Source organism: Modestobacter lapidis (assembly GCF_054780755.1).
The window spans coordinates 324,368-340,843 of the sequence record NZ_BAAGVS010000001.1 but is presented as its reverse complement, the minus strand read 5'-3'; the positions used below and the strand labels follow the sequence as shown (position 1 = coordinate 340,843).

The following is a 16,476-nucleotide window of genomic DNA, read 5'->3' as shown; positions in this document are numbered from 1 at the left end:
AGGGGCCGGTCTCACCGTGCCTGGGCGGGTCGGTCCGGTCTCATGAGGTCATTTCCTGCCGCAAGGCGACCTTGTCGGTCTTGTTGACGGAGGTCTTGGGTAGCTGCTGCACCAGCCGGACCAGCGTCGGCACCTTGTACTTGGCGAGTCTGCCGCGACAGTGCTCCCGGAGTTCCTCGGCGGATGCTGCGCTGCCGGTCGCGAGGACCACGAAGGCCTGGAGCCCCTCCCCGCGGTAGTCGTCGGGTGCGCCGATGACACCGGCATCGATGACGTCGGGGTGCGAGAAGAGAACCTCCTCCACCTCGCGCGGGTAGACGTTGTACCCGCCGACGATGACCAGCTCCTTCTTCCGCTCGCGGATGTAGAGGTAGCCGTCGTCGTCGAACTCCCCGATGTCACTCGTGTAGAGCCATCCGTCGCGCAGCGACTCGGCGGTCTCTACCGGCCGGTTGAGGTAGCCGGACATGATCTGCGGACCTCGGGCACGGATCTCGCCGACCTGGCCGGGCCCCAGCGGGACATCGGCGGCGGCCAGGTCGACCACCTGGACGGTCGTCCCCGGCACCGGGACGCCGACCGAGCCGGCCTTACGGGTGCCTTCCGCAGGGTTGAAGGTGAGCACCGGGCCGGCCTCGGTCTGGCCGTAGCCTTCCACGACCGGAGCGCCGACCAGGGCCTCCCAGCGCCGCAGCGTCTCCACCGGGAGCGGCGCGGAGCCGGAGTAGCAGGCGCGCACGGTGGACCAGTCGGTGGTCGCGGCGGCGGGGTGGCTGAGCAGCCCCGAATAGATCGTCGGGTTGCCCGGGAAGAGGGTGATCCGTTCCTTCCTGATGGTCTGCAGCAGGTGCTCCGGGTGGTGGCGCGGCAGCACGACGAGGCAGCCGTGGGAGTGGGCGGAGAGGTACAGGGCCATGGAGAGTGCATAGGAGTGGAACAGCGGCATCACGCAGAGCACCCGCTCCTCGCCGCAGCGGGTGGGCAGCAATGCCTCGCGTTGCGCCACGTTGGTTGCGATCGCGCGGTGGGTCAGCTGCACCCCTTTCGGGGTGCCGGTCGACCCGCCGGTGTACTGCAGCAGAGCCGGCGCGTCGGGTTCGGGGAGCGACAGCTCCGACGCGTCGTACACCGGGGGCTCGGCGGGGGCGGTGGCAAGCCCCCGGGTGTCCTTGCCGACCAGCAGCGCCTCGACCCCCTGCTCCTCGGCCAGGCGCGCCACCCGAGCGCCGAGCGACTCGTCGGCGATCACGAGCACCGGCTCCGCGTCACTGAGGATCTGGCGGAGCTCGCGATCTGTGTAGAGCGGATTGACCGGCACGAGCTGGGCTCCGGCGAGGTGTACCGCGAAGAAGGCGATGCACGTGTCGGCAGAGTTGCCCAGGACCGTCGCCACGCGCCTGCCTGCCACGCCGCGTTCGAGCAGCTCGTGGGCGAAGGCGCGCACCCGCTCGTAGTACTCGGCGTAGGTGAGGCGGACCTCTCCGAACACCACGGCCTCGGCCCCCGGCGACTCCTCCGCGGCCGAGGCGAGCAGGTGCACCACGGTGGGCGGTGGGTCGGCGACGAGCTCGCCGGTCGCGTGACTCATGAGCGGGGCCCTTCCCAGGTCTCTCGGCGCACCGGCGCTACCCGTGCACGCCGTCGAGCCAGTCCTCCAGCAGCGTGAAGTCGACGTCCCGTGGTAGCTGCTCGTCGGTCACCACCACTCCCTCGGCCGGCGTCGGGGCCTGCAGGGGTAGCCGGGTGACCTCCGGAAGCCCCCCGGTCGGCTGCCCGACGGCCAGGGCCAGCGCCCGGTGGAACCGGGCGATGTTGGCCAATGTCGACAGCCCGGCGTCCGACTCCCCCTCGTCCCGGACCAGGAGGACGTCGGCACCGGCAGCCAGCAGGCTCTCCCCCAGGGCCTGCACCAGGCCCACTGCCGCCGGCAGGTCGTTGTCGGTCGCCGCGGCAACCCGAGCCGGACCCGGCAGCACCGCGACCAGCGCCATCCGGTCACCCAGGGTCTGCCGGAGCCTCCGGGCCGCCTCCTGAGCCGCCTGCAGGTGCGCCCCCTGTGACCAGGCCCCGGCCGTCGCCTCCCGCAGCAACTCATCGTCGCTCGTCAGCGGCACCCCGTCCGGGTTCACCGCGTTCACCAGGTCACGCAACCCATTGGCCAGCTGGGTGGGATCGGTCAGGAACCCTTTCCAGTCCCGCTCCGCGATCCGCGCGGCCGGAGCGAGGGCCAAGGGCACCGCGACGGTGCCCTCGCCCCCCTCCAGCAACGACCGGACGACCGCCCTGCTCATGGCCGCATGACCGGGTTCACCACGTTGCCCTCCGGCCACGAGCCGAACCACTGCATGATCGACTCATCGGGCCGCCTGGTGGACCACGTCGCCTCGAACTCGTCGTACGGCACCCCTCGTGCCAGACGCTGCTCCACCAGGTCGGCGCGACGCGCGGTGGTCGCCCCGTCGTCCACCCGCCCGCTCGTGGGGTCGACGACCACGCCGTACAGGCTGTGCGCCTGCCCGATGGACACCAGGTTCTTGCGGACGTCGACCTCTACCGCAGCGGGATCGCGATCCAGCGGATCACCGTATCCGGTGCCGCCCGTGGACAGGCCCACGATGACGGTCTGGCCGTCGAGGACCGGGTGGATCTGGCTGCCGTACTGGCTGGTGACCACCCGTCCCCCGAAGTCGCCGCTGAGGAGGCCTTCGAAGCTGATGCTGCCGGCCCCCGCCTTCGCCTTCGCCATGAGTTCCTTGACGTCGACGCCGTCGAGCACGATCCCGGGCACCGTGGGCTGGGAGTAGCCGCCGAAGAGGGGCTGCGGCGTCTGGATCGAGGAATTGTCCGCGATCGCCATCTGGAACAGCATCGGGACGTTGTGGGTGACCCAGAGCTGGGCGGTGCCGACGCCGCCGCGGTGCTTTCCCGCACCCCCGGAGTCCTTCCAGTGCGACGAGAACGGCAAGAGCAACGGGAACTCGTTCTCCATGCTCTCCACGTCGGGCGCCCGGCCGAAACCGCACCACGGGAAGCCGTAGGCGTCCATGCCGTCGGAGGTCGCCCGGGCACCCTGCCCCTCGGTATTGATGGGGTAGGCGATCATGTCGGCGAAGTTGGCCCCCCACTGGCTGATGCCCGCGATGACGATGGCGTTCCCGCCATTGCCCTGACTGGCCGCCACCTGGGTCCACTCGTCGCTGGCGAACCTCGCCCGCGAGATGCAGTTCGCCACCGAGCTCATCACCCCCGTGCACGCCATCACCGAGTTGGAGGTGGCTGCCCGGGCGTCCGGGGAGAGCATCGAGTTCTCCGGGAAGATGAAGTCGACCGCCTGGAAGGTGGCCGAGCTGACCGGGAGATCGTGGAAGACGTACTCGTAGATGTAGTTGGCCATGTGGCCGACCACAGCCTGCGGGTGCGCGTTGTACGACGACGGGTTCTCCGGACTGGTCCCGGTGAAGTCGAAGGCGAGGTGGTCGCCCTTCTTGGTCATGGTCATCACACAGTTCCGGATCAGGCCCGGCTGCAGGCCCGCGGCATCGCTGAACGTCACGTTCCGGTAGACGCCGTCGCACCAGTGGCTCACTCGCTTGCGTGCGCCCTCCTCCGCCTCGATCAGCATCTTGCGCAGCAGGCCGATCGCGAATTCCTTGCCCTCGCGCTCGAACATCTCCAGCAACCGGACGCGCACCCTGTCACAGGTGGTCGCACGGGCGCGCATGTCGACGGTCACGTTGTCGGTGGCCCGGATGCCGAAGGCGGCGAACATCTCCAGGATGTCGGAGTTGATCCTGAAGTTCTGTCCCACCCGCATCGGCGGGAGGTTCATGCCTTCCTCGAACCGGGAGGTCGCCGTCAGCGGCATGCCACCAGGCTCGATCGCTCCGGTCTCGGTCGTGTGCGACAGCGCGGCCGTCCAGGCGACCAGATCGCCGTCGAAGAAGACCGGCATGATCGCGCACTGGTCGGGGTTGTGGATGCCGCCGTAGAGAGCGTCGTTGGTGTACCAGACGTCGCCGTCGTTGATGCCGGGGTTCTCCGAGTACCGCTTGAGGATGAACTTGATCACGATCGGGGGGATGATCGCGTGCAGGTAGGTCCCGGCCGACGCATTGACCAGGTCTCCCCGGGCATTGAAGATCGCGACGATCGAGTCACCCGCGACGCCCATCGATGACCGCGAGCTCCGCATGAACACTTCGTAGCCCTCGTCGACCATGTCGTTGGTGCGCTGCACGCCGATCTCGTAGTCGCCCGGCTTCACCAGGTCGACGCACCCGAGTTCGTACTCGGAAGGCTCGGTCACCTTCAGCGCGGCGAGCTTCTCTTCCTTGGTGGGGTAGCTCATGCCCGTACCTCCGCTGCATCGTTGGCGGTCACCGTCAGCGCCTGGTCTTCGAGGATGCCGAGGCCGTGCTGGTCGATCCGCATCTGTTGCCCCGGGGGTATGACGATGGTGGAGAACTCCATCTCGGAGATGGCCGGACCCACGAGCACGTTTCCGGGAACCAGGTCGTCGAACCGGTAGATGTCGGTGTCACGTCGCTCGCCGTACTCCGGCCAGTACGCCGACCTGGTGCCGGCCCTGGCGGCCGAAGGATCGGCCGGCTGCAGCTCGTGCAGCGGTAGCGACATCTTCTCGGTGACGACGGTCGCCTTGAGCACGATGCCGTCGATGAACACACCTCCCGGCTTGTTCACCACGTGCGGGCTGAACGCCTCGGAGAACTCCTTCTCGAACGCGTCGTAGAGCCGCTGCGCATCGTCATCGGAATCGATCCTGAGCACCGGGCACGACACGCGCTTGACCTGGACCAGACCGCCGTAGAGCATGTCGAGCTCCACGCTGAACACCGGGTCGGAGTCACCGAGGCCCTCGGCTTCCAGGTCGACCTGCGCCTGGTTGATCATCGTGTCCACCTTGGCGTTGAACGCCGCCCTGTCCACGACGATCTCCTCGGAGACCGGGGCCATGAACTGCATCCGGCCGCTCTGCTCGTAGACGTGCATGATGTCCATGACCGAGCTGCCGAGCGCCGAGAACACCGGCGCCTGCGGGAAGATCACGGCCGCCGGCACGTCGGATCGATAGCCGGCCACATGGGTGGGACCACCGCCGCCGAAGGCGAAGAGGACGAAGTCCTCCGGGTGGTAGCCACGCAGATGGACCTCACGCTTGATCGCCGAAGCCATGTTGCTCTCCACGATCCGACGGATCATGGCCGCCGCCTCGTCGACCGACACGCCGAGCGGATCGGCGATCCTGGTCTGGATCGCGGCGACCGCCTTGTCCCGGTCGAGCGGCATCTTGCCGCCGAAGTAGCCGTCCGGGGCGATGTAGCCCAGGACCACGTCGGCGTCGGTCACGGTGGGGTCGGTGCCGCCCAGGTCGTAGCAGGCCGGGCCTGGATAGGAGCCGGCCGACTTCGGCCCGACCTCGAGGCGTCCGCCGAGCAGCTCGTTGATCCAGGCGATCGATCCGCCGCCGGCGCCCATGGTGGTGGTCTGCAGCATCGAGATGCCGACCATCCACCGGTCGATGATCGGCCGGAACTCGTAGCTTCGCACCGAGGCATCGACGACCATGCCGGTGTCGAAACTGGTACCTCCGACATCCGATGCGATGACGTTCCGGAACCCGAGCGCCTGACCGATGTGGTAGCAGCCCATCAGACCGGCGACCGGGCCACCGTTGAACGTTCGGCTGGCGGTGGTCTTGAAGATCTCTGCGCTGCCACCGGTGTTGTGCGTGAGCAGGAACGTGCCGGTGTAGCCGTGCTTGCGCAACTCGTCCCAGGTGGTCTCCAGCTCGAACTTGATGCTGGTCTGCAGGTACGCGTCGAGGATCGCGGTCATGGTGCGCTCGTACTCACCGACCTTGCCGACCACCTCGTGGCTGAGCACGACCGGCAGGTAGCCGACGTGGTAGCCCTTGTACTCCTCGCGGATGATCTTGCGGATCCGCAGTTCGTGCTCGGGATTCACGAAGGACCACAGCAGCGATACCGCGATCGCTCGGGCGCCCTTGTCGACCAGCTCGCGCAGCTTGGTACGGACGTCGTCCTCGTCGAGTTCGCGCACCACGCTCCCGGCCGAGTCGACCCTTTCGGTGATACCGACGATCATGTCCCGCTCCACCAGCGGCTTCGGCTTGAACTGCACCGCGAGATTGCGGCGTTCGGCAAGCCGGGTGCCGTCCGTCCACTGGGAGCCCCGTCCGATGAGGATCGCGTCCTCGTGCCCCTCGGTGGTGATGAGTCCGAGCCGGGGCCCCTTGCGCTCGATGAGCCGGTTCATGGCGACCGTCGTCGAGTAGCGGACCACCTCGACCTCGGGCAGCACCTCGTCGAGGGTGCGTCCGAGCTGGCCCACGCCGGCGTTGAGCACGTTGAGGAAGCAGACCGAGAGGTCGTAGGGCGTGGTCGGCGACTTGGCGACGTACCGCTGGTCGTCCCAGGTCAGCACCAGGTCGGTGAAGGTGCCACCCACGTCGATGTCGATGGCCTTCATCGGGCAGCCTCCAGCTTTCCGTCGTCGTTGATGCGCACCACGCCGGCCGCGATGCGCTGCTTGACCGCATCCACGTCCAGTTCCGTGTCCTGGGTGAGGGGGTGACCGGGCGGCAGGTACTGGGTTTCCACCTGCCGGCCGCACCTGGGGCAGTAGAACTCGATGATCCGGATCCAGTCGCTCTTCGGGGCGAACGTGTACTCGCCCTCGAGCACGGGTTCGTGGATCTCACGTGGGTCCCGCTCGGCGACGAGCAGGCCGCGCTTGTAGTTGCCGCGAAGGTCACCCAGGTCCTGACCACATTCGTGGCAGGACCAGCGCTCGGTGTCGAGGTTGGCGTCGATGTACTCGGCGAAATGCAGTGTGCCCATCACGAGATCCCTTCGGGGGTCAAAGACGCATCTCCGCGTGCATCCGTTGCGAGACGCCACCCCGGCGGGACGAGCCAGGTGTAGCTGGATCCGTCGACGACCAACGGTCCGGACAGCTCTCGGCCGACGACCGCGGTCGGGCTGTGGCACGGGGTGTCCCCGTGGATGGTCGTCCGGCTGGTCGTCTGTCCGGCGCCGTTGCCCACCATCTCCGGGCGCTCGATCCGCGGCAGGGGGTAGCGGGCGGTCAGGCGGACCAGGGTCGGCTTGCCGTCGAGACCGTCGAGGAGTGCTCGGGGATCGCCACCGCGGCCGCGGGTGGCTGCGGTATCGGATCGCAGCTCCCACTCCAGGACTGCATCGTCCGGGTCGAACCCCTCGCCGCGCAGGTCGCGAGCTGCTTCGGCGGCCAGGGCCGCACCGGCGCTCGCGAGGTGGTCGGCTCCGGTCAGCGCCGATTCGTACACGTGGACCACATCCGAGATGGCCGAGCCCAACGCCGAGTAGACGGCGCCGTATCCGAAGAACCGGGCGGTCCGGGCGCCGAGCCGGTCGGCGACGGCGGTTGCGAACAACGGCCCGTTGCCGCCGTATGCGTAGACGACGCACGCCGACGGGTCCCAGCCGACCTCCTCGGCCGTCTCCCGGGCGAGCTGCGCCACGGTGTCCCAGGCGGCCTCGACGACGGCCAGCCCGGCCTGCTCGGTGGTCAGCTCCAGCGGTCCACCGATGTGCCTGTCCAGGGCCTTGCGTGCGCGCCCGGCATCGAGTTGACGCCTGCCGCCCAGGAACTCGGTCGGGTTCAACAGGCCACACACGACGAAAGCGTCGGTGATGGTCGCGTTCCGGCCGCCCAGTCCGTACGCCGCAGGGCCCGGGGCCGCGCCCATGCTGTCGGGCCCCAGCGTGACTCTCCCGTCGGACACGCGGGCGACCGATCCGCCGCCCAGCGCGATCGACCGCAACAGCGGGAAGTCGAACTTGAGCGGGATGTCGAACAGGTCGCCCTCGGCCTTGAGCACGACGCGACCGTTGTCGACGGCGCTGGCCTTCGCCGTGGTGCCACCCACGTCGATGGCGATGACCTTGCCGTCACCGAACTCCTCGGCGGCGGCCGCCGAGGCGTAGGTCCCGAACAGGGGCCCCGACTCGATCGTGTCGAAAGCCCTGGTCTTCCCGATCCGCGCCATACCGCCGTTGATGTGACCGATCAGCACGTTGCCCTGCCAGCCGTGCTGATCGCGAACGATCTCCTCAGCGCGGTAGAGCGTCGACGCCAGCGAGGGGTGCACATAGGCGTTCATCAGGGACGCGATCGTGCGCGTGCTGTCGTCCGGCCGCAGCATCACCTCGGTGCCGGCCAGCGCCGGGATGGAGCCGAGGAAGTGGTCGGGGTAGTCCTTCCCGATCATCTCGACGATCCGGGCCTCGGCCGCGCCATCCGGGAAGGCCCCCGCAAGACTGATGTTGATGCGGCGGATGCCGCGGTCCAGCAACGACTTCACCGCCAGCCGCACCTGCTGCTCCGAGGCGTCGGTCTCGATGCCGGTGATGTCGTCGGCCTCTACCAGGGTCCCGATCACGGTGCTCGCTGCGGCGGCGTCGTAGAGGTCGGTCTCGTGCCCTGCGGTGACCAGCAGGCCCAGCTTCGGGCCGACCCGCTGCGCCAGCACGTTCGAGGTGATCGTCGACGACCAGCGGATCACCTCCACGTGTTCGAGGAAGGAGCGGAGGCTGTCGAAACCGAGCTCCGAGGTCGCGGCCTCGAGGATGCTGACGAAGGCGATGGTGACGTCGTGCGGGGTGGTTTCCACCTTGAGCGACGCCACCCGGCCTTCGCCGCTGACCAGGGCGTCGGTCATCGTGCCGCCGGTGTCGATGTCGACCTTGTACATCGCGGGGAACTCCCGTCGGTAGGTCGGAGGACCAGGTCCTCCTGACGCGATCCGCGCCACAGGAAGGCGGGTCGAGCCCCAGCCTGTGACGGCCGCCACGTCGAGGACAACGACGGAAGGGCAAGCCCGCGCTGGGAGTCGAGAACCCTGCGCTCTGGGTCGACTCCAGCGATCGCGCGTGCTCAGCTCAGGGCTGCGGCGACCCGGAACTCGCGCGGGGTCACGTCGTACTCGTTCTTGAACATGCGGGCGAACACCGTCGCGTTGGGCAGCCCGTGCATGGCCGCGATCCGCCCGATGGAGCGGTGGGCGAGCCTGGGGTCGGCGAGATCCGCGTGGATCGCGGCGAGCCGGGTGCCGCGGACGCAGTCCATGACCGTCTCGTCGGAACCCAGGAAGAGCTGGTGCAGGCTTCGCACCGATACGCCCACGGCCGCGGCGATCAGGGTCGGGCTGAGCGCCGGGTCGTGATGGTGCTCGGCGATGAAGTGGCGCGCCCGGTTGCGCAGTACGTCCTCGGGTTTGCCGACCTGCCACGGCATTCCGAACTCGGACCGGATCAGGGTTCCGATCAGGTCGCCGGCGGCCTCACCGAGCACCGCGGCAGACGGATCTCCCTCGAGCTGACGCCCGCGTGCCGCCAGGTCGAGCAGGAAGTGCGACACCACGTCCGGCACCCCGCCCGTGCCGGCGCGGATGGGCCGCGCCGTGAGGCAGCGCAGCTCGGCAGCAGACCGGCGAAGGTCCTGCTTCGGCAGCAGGAAGACGTGCCAACGGAAACGCTCGGCCATGACCAGCGTGTAGGGACGCGAGCTGTCCCACAGCACCATGTCGCCGGGGTCGAGCTGGGCCTCGCGGCCGTCCTGGATGAGCATGGAGGAGCCCCTCGTCGGAATGCCGACCTGGAAGCTCTCCGGGTCCGACCGGCGTACGTGGTCCTCGTCCCGGACGTAGACGTGGTTCCCGCCGACCACCTCGCGCATCGACAAGGCCCCCACGCTCGTGCACGCCATGGCGGCCTGGGGCTGGACGTCGAGCCGGGGATCGAAGTCAACAGGAAAGATGTTCCGGCAGACGGTCTGCAGCCAGTAGTCCCTGCGGTCGGACATGTCGACCCGCCGCGTATCGAAGAGATGGGTCACGCGGCACGCCTCCACTCCACCCGGCAGTTGGGCGAATATGTGTTGCGAACCACACGGCCGTCAAGCGGCGATAGCCGGCGATGAGCCAGTCCGACCACGCAGGACCCCAGGGCCGCTGGGTCCCATGGAGGTTCTCCTGTCGCCGGCCTGGCAACTGCGGTGGCCGCTGCTGGCAGCTTCCGCACGACACAATCGCGGCATGAGCACCACACCACCACCGTTCCGGGCAGTCGCAGCCGTGGTCACCGGAGTCGGGACCACCGGGTACTACGCCACGCCCGACTTCATGTCCTCGCGCACGGCGCGCGGCTGGGCGAAGGCAGGGCTCACGGCCGTCACCTTCGCCGCATCCGTGCCGGAGCTTCGCGCGGCATGGGCCACCGCACGCGAGGGGCAGGAGCCCGACGACGGCGCCGCACCCTCGGCGGTCTTCAGGTCGCTTCCCGCCAGGGGCAAGGCCGCCGTCCTCGCGTTGGTGGCCGTCGTCTCCGCCGGGTCGATCGGCTCGCTCCTCGTCGCCGAACGGGCGGCCTTCCGCCACGGACAGGCACGCGCAGCCTCCGGGAAGCGACTGCCGCACACCGGCCCGGCGCTGCTGTACGGCGCGGTGGCGAGCGGGCTCTGGCTGCTTCCGACTCCCTCGGACACACCCTGACGTACGAGCGCAGGCGTACCGCATCGGCGGTGGCGTGCCGAGACCGGGTCCGCGGACTCCGGACGTCGATCGGCCGCCGCGGGCTACTGCGGAGGAGCTCGTGGTCGTAGGTTGGTCGCGTGGCCGCGGAACGGCCACCCCCGGTCCGCGCGACGCGCTCGACCAGAGCTGAGAGGGGAACGGATGGCCACCGACCGGCCTGACCCGGGCGAGTTCCTCGAACGGGCGCAGCGGTTGCTGCGCGAGATGTTCGGCGATCAGCGAAGCGATGACGACCCGTGGGCCCACGCGACGCGTCGTTCCCGCGAGCACTCGGAGACCTCGCTGGGCAGCCGCGAGCCCAGTCCCGGCCGACAGCGCGAGAACCTCTCGTTCGCGCTGGCCACGCGCGCCGTCGAGGCGCTCGAGGACCTCACGCTCAACGTCGCGGCGATCCGGCAGCGCCTCGAACGCATGGACCCGCAGGCCCCGGGAGCGGAATCCGAGAACGAGACCCAGGGCCCCGACCGAGGTGACGCCGCCGGGCGGTGACCACGGCAGAGGGGGCCGCACGCTGACCGCGGGACCCTGCCCGGACGCAGCCGCTCAGCGGTCAGTCCTCCCCCGCGCCGGGCACGCCCGGGCTGGTCGCCCGCGCCCCGACCTCTCGCGGCTCGTGCTGCCGTTCACGACGCGGACGGCGACGGCGGAATAGCCGGAGGCGACTAGCCGGAGGCGGACGACCGGGAGGGTGGGCAGGGCTCCGCCCCGGTGAGCGAAGCAGCTCACCGCCCCTGGATGCGCCGGCGATACGCTCCGGGGCCTGGACGGCGTCCTGCAGCCGGACCGCACCGCTGCCCGGCCGGGTCGTTGGCGTGCTCGCCTCGCAGGATGCATTCCGCACGGAACGGACAGGAGGCCGAAGTGGCCAGGACGACGGTGACCGGGACGACGGTGGCCGAGGTGCTGGCCGAGCTGGCCGCGCTCGAGGACCCGAGGGCACGCGCGGTGAACGAGCGGCACGGTGACGACCACGGGGTGAACCTCGGCCGGCTGCGCGCGCTCGCGAAGCAGCTGAAGACGCAGCAGGAACTCGCGCGCCGGCTCTGGGAGACCGACGACACCGCGGCGAGACTGCTGGCGATCCTGATCTGCCGCCCGAAGGCGTTCGAGCAGCACGAGCTGGACGTCATGGTGCGCCAGTCGCGCGCCCCCAAGGTGCACGACTGGCTGGTGAACTACGTGGTGAAGAAGAGCCCGCACGCCGAGGAGCTCCGCGTGGCCTGGTCGGCCGACCCGGATCCGGTGGTGGCGAGTGCCGGCTGGGCGCTGACCACCGAACGCGTGGCGAAACGACCCGCCGGCCTCGAGCTGGCCGGCCTGCTCGACGTCATCGAGGCGACGATGCGGAACGCCCCGGACCGCCTGCAGTGGTCGATGAACGACTGCCTGGCGCAGATCGGGATCCAGCACGCCGAGCACCGCGCCCGAGCCATCGACATCGGTGAGCGCCTGGAGGTGCTCAAGGACTACCCCACTCCGCCGAACTGCACGTCTCCGTTCGCGCCCGTCTGGATCGCCGAGATGGTGCGCCGCCGGCAGGACGACTGAGAGAGGTCCCCCGCTCCCGCGCCGTGCTCCCGGCTCAACCGAGGGCCAGGTCCCGGGCGATGCCGGCGGCTGCGCCCGACAGCTGGGCGGCACACCTCGGGAGCGCCTCGCGCGAGTACCGGGCGGTCGGCACGGCCACCGAGACCGCGGCGCGGACCGATCGTGCCGGGTCGGGCACGGCGACGCCGATCGCCGTCAGCCCGGCCTCGGTCTGCTGGTCGTTGACCGCGAACCCACGGCGCCGGACCGTGCGCAGCTCCCGGTGCAGCCTGGCCGCGGTGTCGCCGTCGACGGCGGCGAGGCAGGGCGCGAGCGCCTCGTCGTCGAGCATGGCCAGCAGCGCCTTGCCGCCCGAGGACAGGTGCGCGGGCAGCGTCCGGCCGGTGCGGTCGCCGACCCGCAGGATCTGGTCGCACTCGACCGTGGCGACGAACCGCACCTGCGTGCCGGCCAGGACCATCACGTTGGCCGTCTCCCCGAGGGCGTCGACCAGGCGCCGCAGGTGCGGGAGCGCGACCTCACGCAGCCGGACCGTCGGCGTCTGCTGGACCGTCGCGCCGCGCAGGACCTGCCCGGCCCCGTACCGGCGGTCGGGCAGCTGCATCGCGAAGTCCCGGTAGACGAGCATCCCGAGCAGCCGGTGGGCCGTGGAAACCGAGACGCCGAGGCGTTCCGCGGCATCGGTGACGCGCAGCGGCCCTTCCTGCTGGAGCAGCGTCGCCAGCAGCAGCGCCGAGTCGACCGAGGCGATGGCGTACGGCGGCCTGTTCTTCACAGTAGAAAAGCCTATCCCGCAAAACAGAAGGGCGTCCATGCTGAGGTGATCCACCGCCAGGGGCGCGGAACGCCACGCGTGCCCCTTCCTCGCCCTGAGCCCCCGCCGCACGGGAGGAACCCCAGTCATGACCCAGCAGCTCTCGTCCCCGGTCTCGCTGACCGCCGTGGACGCCCCGGACCAGCCGACCCCGACGCCCGCGCTCGAGGAGCTCTACCGCGGCTTCGAGGAGGAGCTGCTGGTCCCACTCTGGACCGAGATCGGCGATCTCATGCCGGCGCACCCCCGGTCCAAGGCCGCGCCGCACGTGTGGCGCTGGCGCAACCTGCTGCGGCTGGCCGACCAGGCCGGTCACCTCGTCCCCGTCGGGCGCGGCGGTGAGCGGCGCGCCATCGCGCTGGCCAACCCGGCGCTGGGCGGCAAGCCCTACGCCACCCCCACGTTGTGGGCGGCCATCCAGTACCTGATGCCCGGCGAGGACGCCCCCGAGCACCGGCACACCCAGCACGCCTTCCGCTTCGTCGTCGAGGGCGAGGGCGTGTGGACCGTCGTGGGCCGCGACCCGGTGCCGATGAACCGCGGTGACTTCCTTCCCCAGGCCGGCTGGAACTGGCACGCCCACCACAACGCCGCGAACCGGCCGATGGCCTGGATCGACGGCCTGGACATCCCGTTCCAGTACGCCACCGAGTCGCAGTTCTTCGAGTTCGGCCGCGACCGGATCAGCGCCGAGGAGCGGACGACGCCGGAGCGGTCCCGATCCCAGCGGCTGTGGGGGCACCCCGGTCTGCGGCCGGTGTCGGCGCCGGGCGCGACGGCGGGCACCCCGTTGCTGAACTACCGGTGGGCGGACACCGACGCCGCCCTGACCGACCAGCTCGAGCTGGAGGCCGAGGGGCACCCCGGCACGGTGGAGCCCGGCCACGCCGCCGTCCGCTTCGCCAACCCGACCACCGGCGGCGACGTCCTGCCGACCATCCGCGCCGAGATGCACCGCCTGCGCACCGGAACCGAGACCGCGCCGCGGCGGCAGGCCGGGTCGTCGGTGCACCAGGTGTTCGACGGCACCGGCACGGTCACCGTCGGCGACGCCTCCTGGCGGGTCGAGCGCGGCGACCTCTTCGTCGTCCCGTCCTGGCAGCCGCTGTCGATCCGCTCGGAGGCCGGCGCCTCCGACTCCGACTCCGGCGCCCTGGACCTCTTCAGCTTCAGCGACGCCCCCATCTTCGAGGCCCTGCGCCTCGACCGCGTCGCTGTCGAGGAGGGCACCCGATGAAGCTGGCGACCATCCGCACCCTCGAGGGCCGGACCCGGGCGGTCCGGGTGGACGAGGACTCCCTCGTCGACCTGGGCGCCGACGACCTGGGCAGCTTCCTCGCCACCCCGAACTGGCAGGAGCGGGCCGCGGCCGCGACCGAGGTGGCGGCCGAGGTGCGCGGCGCGGCCTTCGCGCCCGTCGTACCGCGACCGGGCAAGGTCATCTGCGTCGGCCTCAACTACCGCAACCACATCCTGGAGATGGGCCGGGACCTGCCCGAGTACCCGACGCTGTTCAGCAAGTACGCCGACTCCCTCGTCGGCGCCAACGACGAGATCGTCAAGCCCCCGGAGACCGGCGAGTTCGACTGGGAGTGCGAGCTCGCGGTCATCATCGGCGCCCCGGTCCGGCGGGCGCGGGGCGCCGAGGCCGAGCGGGCCATCGCCGGCTTCGCGGTGCTCAACGACGTCACCTGCCGCGACTGGCAGTTCCGCACCCGAGAGTGGCTGCAGGGCAAGAGCTGGGAGGCCACCACTCCCCTGGGCCCCTACCTGGTCACCCCCGACGAGCTGCCCGGCGGGGTCCGGCCCGCGCTGGCGATCAGCACGAAGGTCGACGGCGAGACCGTGCAGGAGGACACCACCGGCGACCTGCTCTTCGACCCGGTCGCCCTGGTCGAGTACGTCTCCACGATGGGCACCCTCCGGCCCGGTGACGTTCTCGCCACCGGCACCCCGGGCGGGGTCGGCCACGCCCGCAAGCCGGCCCGCTACCTGGAGGTCGGGCAGCAGCTCAGCACCGAGATCGCCGGCCTGGGCCGCTGCCAGAACACCGTCGTCGCGGACCCGGTCACCCTGGGAGGGAACTGATGGGCAACGGCAACGGCAACGGCAACGGCAACGGCACCGCCGACGCCGACGTCCTGGTGGTCGGCGGCGGCATCGGCGGCCTCTCGAACGCCCTGGCCCTGTCGCTGAAGGGTCTGCGGGTCCGCGTCCTGGAGCGCGCGGCCGAGTTCGGCGAGGTCGGCGCCGGCCTGCAGATCGCCCCCAACTGCACCCGGATCCTCGACTCCTGGGGGCTGCTCGACGAGGTGCTCACCCTCGGCGTGCCGCCGGAGAACCTGGTCATGAAGGACGCCGTCGACGGCACGGTGCTCACCCGCCTGGACCTCGCCGACGCCCGGGAACGCTACGGCTCCCCGTACGTGGTGATCCACCGCAGCGACCTGCACGGCACGCTGCTGCGGGCGTGCCGCCGGGCCGGGGTGGACCTGGTGAACGACACGGCGGTGACCGCCTACGAGCACGTGCCCGAGGGCGTGGCAGTGGTCCACGGCGGCGGCCGGGAGATCGCCCCCGTCGTGCTGGCCGCCGACGGTCTCAACTCCGTCGCCCGGCCGATGCTCAGCGACGACCAGCCGGTCAGCTCCGCCTACGTCGCCTACCGCGGCGCGATCCCCGCCGGGCAGGTGGCCGCCATGGACGTGTCGATGACCGACGTGGTCGTGTACGTGGGGCCGCACTGCCACTTCGTGCAGTACCCCCTGCGGCAGGGCGAGATGTTTAACCAGGTGGCGGTGTTCCGGTCGCCGAAGGCCCTCGCCGGACAGGAGGACTGGGGCACGCCCGACGAGCTGGACGCCGCGTTCGAGGACACCTGCGAGCAGGTCCGGGCCGGGCTGCCGCAGATGTGGCGGGACCGCTGGTGGCGGATGTTCGACCGCGACCCGATTCCGAACTGGGTCCAGGGCCGCCTCGCGCTCACCGGGGACGCCGCGCACCCGCCGCTGCAGTACCTGGCGCAGGGCGCGGTCATGGCCATCGAGGACGCCTGGGTGCTGTCCGAGCACGTCGGCGCCCAGCTCGCCACCGGGCGCCTGGACTGGGACGCCGCGCTGGCCGCCTACAACGCCGTCCGGCCGGAGCATTGCCGACGCGTGCAGACGACGGCCCGCGCCTGGGGCGAGTTGTGGCACCTCACCGGCGCCGAGCGGGAGGCGCGCAACCACCTGCTGCGCCGGCGGGACGTGCAGGACTACGGCTTCGTGGACTGGTTGTACGGACCCACGGCGCTCACCCCCGACCAGGAGCCGCCGATGTTCACGCCGCAGTCACTCGCGCTGCCCACCGACGCCTGAGCCGGACGTCCGCCGGGGTCCTCGGCGGACGTCCGCCCCGGCGCGCCACCGGCCCACATCGTGTTCGTTCACTTGGCACACTGCCAAGGAGATGAATGCGCGGAACGGTGCCGCTGCTCGCTGTCGACCTATCCTCGTGC

The 16,476-nt window shown here is 70.5% G+C and carries 14 protein-coding genes; 6 read left to right on the top strand and 8 right to left on the bottom strand.

Features of this window, described 5'->3' with window-relative positions:
• Nucleotides 1-40: 40 nt before the first annotated feature.
• The 7 genes from ACYVG5_RS01515 to ACYVG5_RS01485 form a co-directional block, all read right to left on the bottom strand.
• Nucleotides 41-1,588 carry a long-chain-fatty-acid--CoA ligase gene (locus tag ACYVG5_RS01515; protein ID WP_222047695.1) on the bottom strand — a complete coding sequence of 516 codons (1,548 nt, stop codon included), beginning with the start codon at nt 1,586-1,588 and terminating at the stop codon, nt 41-43.
• Nucleotides 1,589-1,625: 37 nt separating this feature from the next.
• Nucleotides 1,626-2,291 (bottom strand): hypothetical protein, encoded by a 666-nt coding sequence (locus ACYVG5_RS01510; protein WP_222047693.1) that lies wholly within the window; start codon nt 2,289-2,291, stop codon nt 1,626-1,628.
• The gene (locus ACYVG5_RS01505; RefSeq protein WP_222047691.1) at nt 2,288-4,348 is read right to left on the bottom strand and encodes a hydantoinase B/oxoprolinase family protein; all 2,061 of its coding nucleotides are present in this window, start codon (nt 4,346-4,348) and stop codon (nt 2,288-2,290) included. Before ACYVG5_RS01505 ends, ACYVG5_RS01510 begins: the two co-directional genes overlap by 4 nt.
• The gene (locus tag ACYVG5_RS01500; RefSeq protein ID WP_222047689.1) at nt 4,345-6,510 is read right to left on the bottom strand and encodes a hydantoinase/oxoprolinase family protein; all 2,166 of its coding nucleotides are present in this window, start codon (nt 6,508-6,510) and stop codon (nt 4,345-4,347) included. Before ACYVG5_RS01500 ends, ACYVG5_RS01505 begins: the two co-directional genes overlap by 4 nt.
• Entirely contained in the window at nt 6,507-6,881 is a 375-nt protein-coding gene (locus ACYVG5_RS01495; protein ID WP_222047687.1) for an acetone carboxylase subunit gamma, read from the bottom strand. Before ACYVG5_RS01495 ends, ACYVG5_RS01500 begins: the two co-directional genes overlap by 4 nt.
• On the bottom strand, nt 6,881-8,776 hold the full coding sequence (locus tag ACYVG5_RS01490; RefSeq protein ID WP_222047685.1) for a hydantoinase/oxoprolinase family protein: 1,896 nt from the start codon (nt 8,774-8,776) through the stop codon (nt 6,881-6,883). The genes ACYVG5_RS01495 and ACYVG5_RS01490 overlap by 1 nt, the downstream gene beginning before the upstream one ends.
• A gap of 182 nt (nt 8,777-8,958) precedes the next feature.
• Nucleotides 8,959-9,918, bottom strand: a complete 960-nt coding sequence (locus ACYVG5_RS01485; protein ID WP_460682908.1) for an AraC-like ligand-binding domain-containing protein — start codon at nt 9,916-9,918, stop codon at nt 8,959-8,961.
• Between the two features lie 199 nt (nt 9,919-10,117).
• Here ACYVG5_RS01485 and ACYVG5_RS01480 point away from each other — a divergent pair, with 199 nt between their 5' ends.
• From ACYVG5_RS01480 to ACYVG5_RS01470, 3 genes are all read left to right on the top strand, one after another.
• On the top strand, nt 10,118-10,573 hold the full coding sequence (locus ACYVG5_RS01480) for a hypothetical protein (RefSeq protein WP_222047682.1): 456 nt from the start codon (nt 10,118-10,120) through the stop codon (nt 10,571-10,573).
• Nucleotides 10,574-10,756: 183 nt separating this feature from the next.
• A complete protein-coding gene (locus ACYVG5_RS01475) occupies nt 10,757-11,104 on the top strand; it encodes a hypothetical protein (protein ID WP_222047680.1) in 348 nt (115 codons plus the stop codon).
• A gap of 372 nt (nt 11,105-11,476) precedes the next feature.
• The gene (locus ACYVG5_RS01470; RefSeq protein ID WP_460682907.1) at nt 11,477-12,163 is read left to right on the top strand and encodes a DNA alkylation repair protein; all 687 of its coding nucleotides are present in this window, start codon (nt 11,477-11,479) and stop codon (nt 12,161-12,163) included.
• Nucleotides 12,164-12,197: 34 nt separating this feature from the next.
• Here ACYVG5_RS01470 and ACYVG5_RS01465 read toward each other — a convergent pair whose 3' ends face one another.
• The gene (locus ACYVG5_RS01465; RefSeq protein ID WP_222047676.1) at nt 12,198-12,938 is read right to left on the bottom strand and encodes an IclR family transcriptional regulator; all 741 of its coding nucleotides are present in this window, start codon (nt 12,936-12,938) and stop codon (nt 12,198-12,200) included.
• A gap of 127 nt (nt 12,939-13,065) precedes the next feature.
• Here ACYVG5_RS01465 and ACYVG5_RS01460 point away from each other — a divergent pair, with 127 nt between their 5' ends.
• Genes ACYVG5_RS01460 through ACYVG5_RS01450 form a run of 3 tightly spaced genes read left to right on the top strand, consistent with a single transcriptional unit; the run spans nt 13,066 to nt 16,336 of the window.
• Nucleotides 13,066-14,214: a cupin domain-containing protein gene (locus tag ACYVG5_RS01460; RefSeq protein WP_222047675.1), complete on the top strand. Its 1,149-nt coding sequence runs from the start codon at nt 13,066-13,068 to the stop codon at nt 14,212-14,214.
• Complete coding sequence (locus tag ACYVG5_RS01455; RefSeq protein WP_222047672.1) at nt 14,211-15,065, top strand: fumarylacetoacetate hydrolase family protein; 855 nt, start codon at nt 14,211-14,213, stop codon at nt 15,063-15,065. Before ACYVG5_RS01460 ends, ACYVG5_RS01455 begins: the two co-directional genes overlap by 4 nt.
• Nucleotides 15,065-16,336, top strand: coding sequence for an FAD-dependent monooxygenase (locus tag ACYVG5_RS01450; RefSeq protein ID WP_222047669.1), 1,272 nt, complete (start codon nt 15,065-15,067; stop codon nt 16,334-16,336). Before ACYVG5_RS01455 ends, ACYVG5_RS01450 begins: the two co-directional genes overlap by 1 nt.
• The last annotated feature ends 140 nt before the right edge of the window (nt 16,337-16,476 follow it).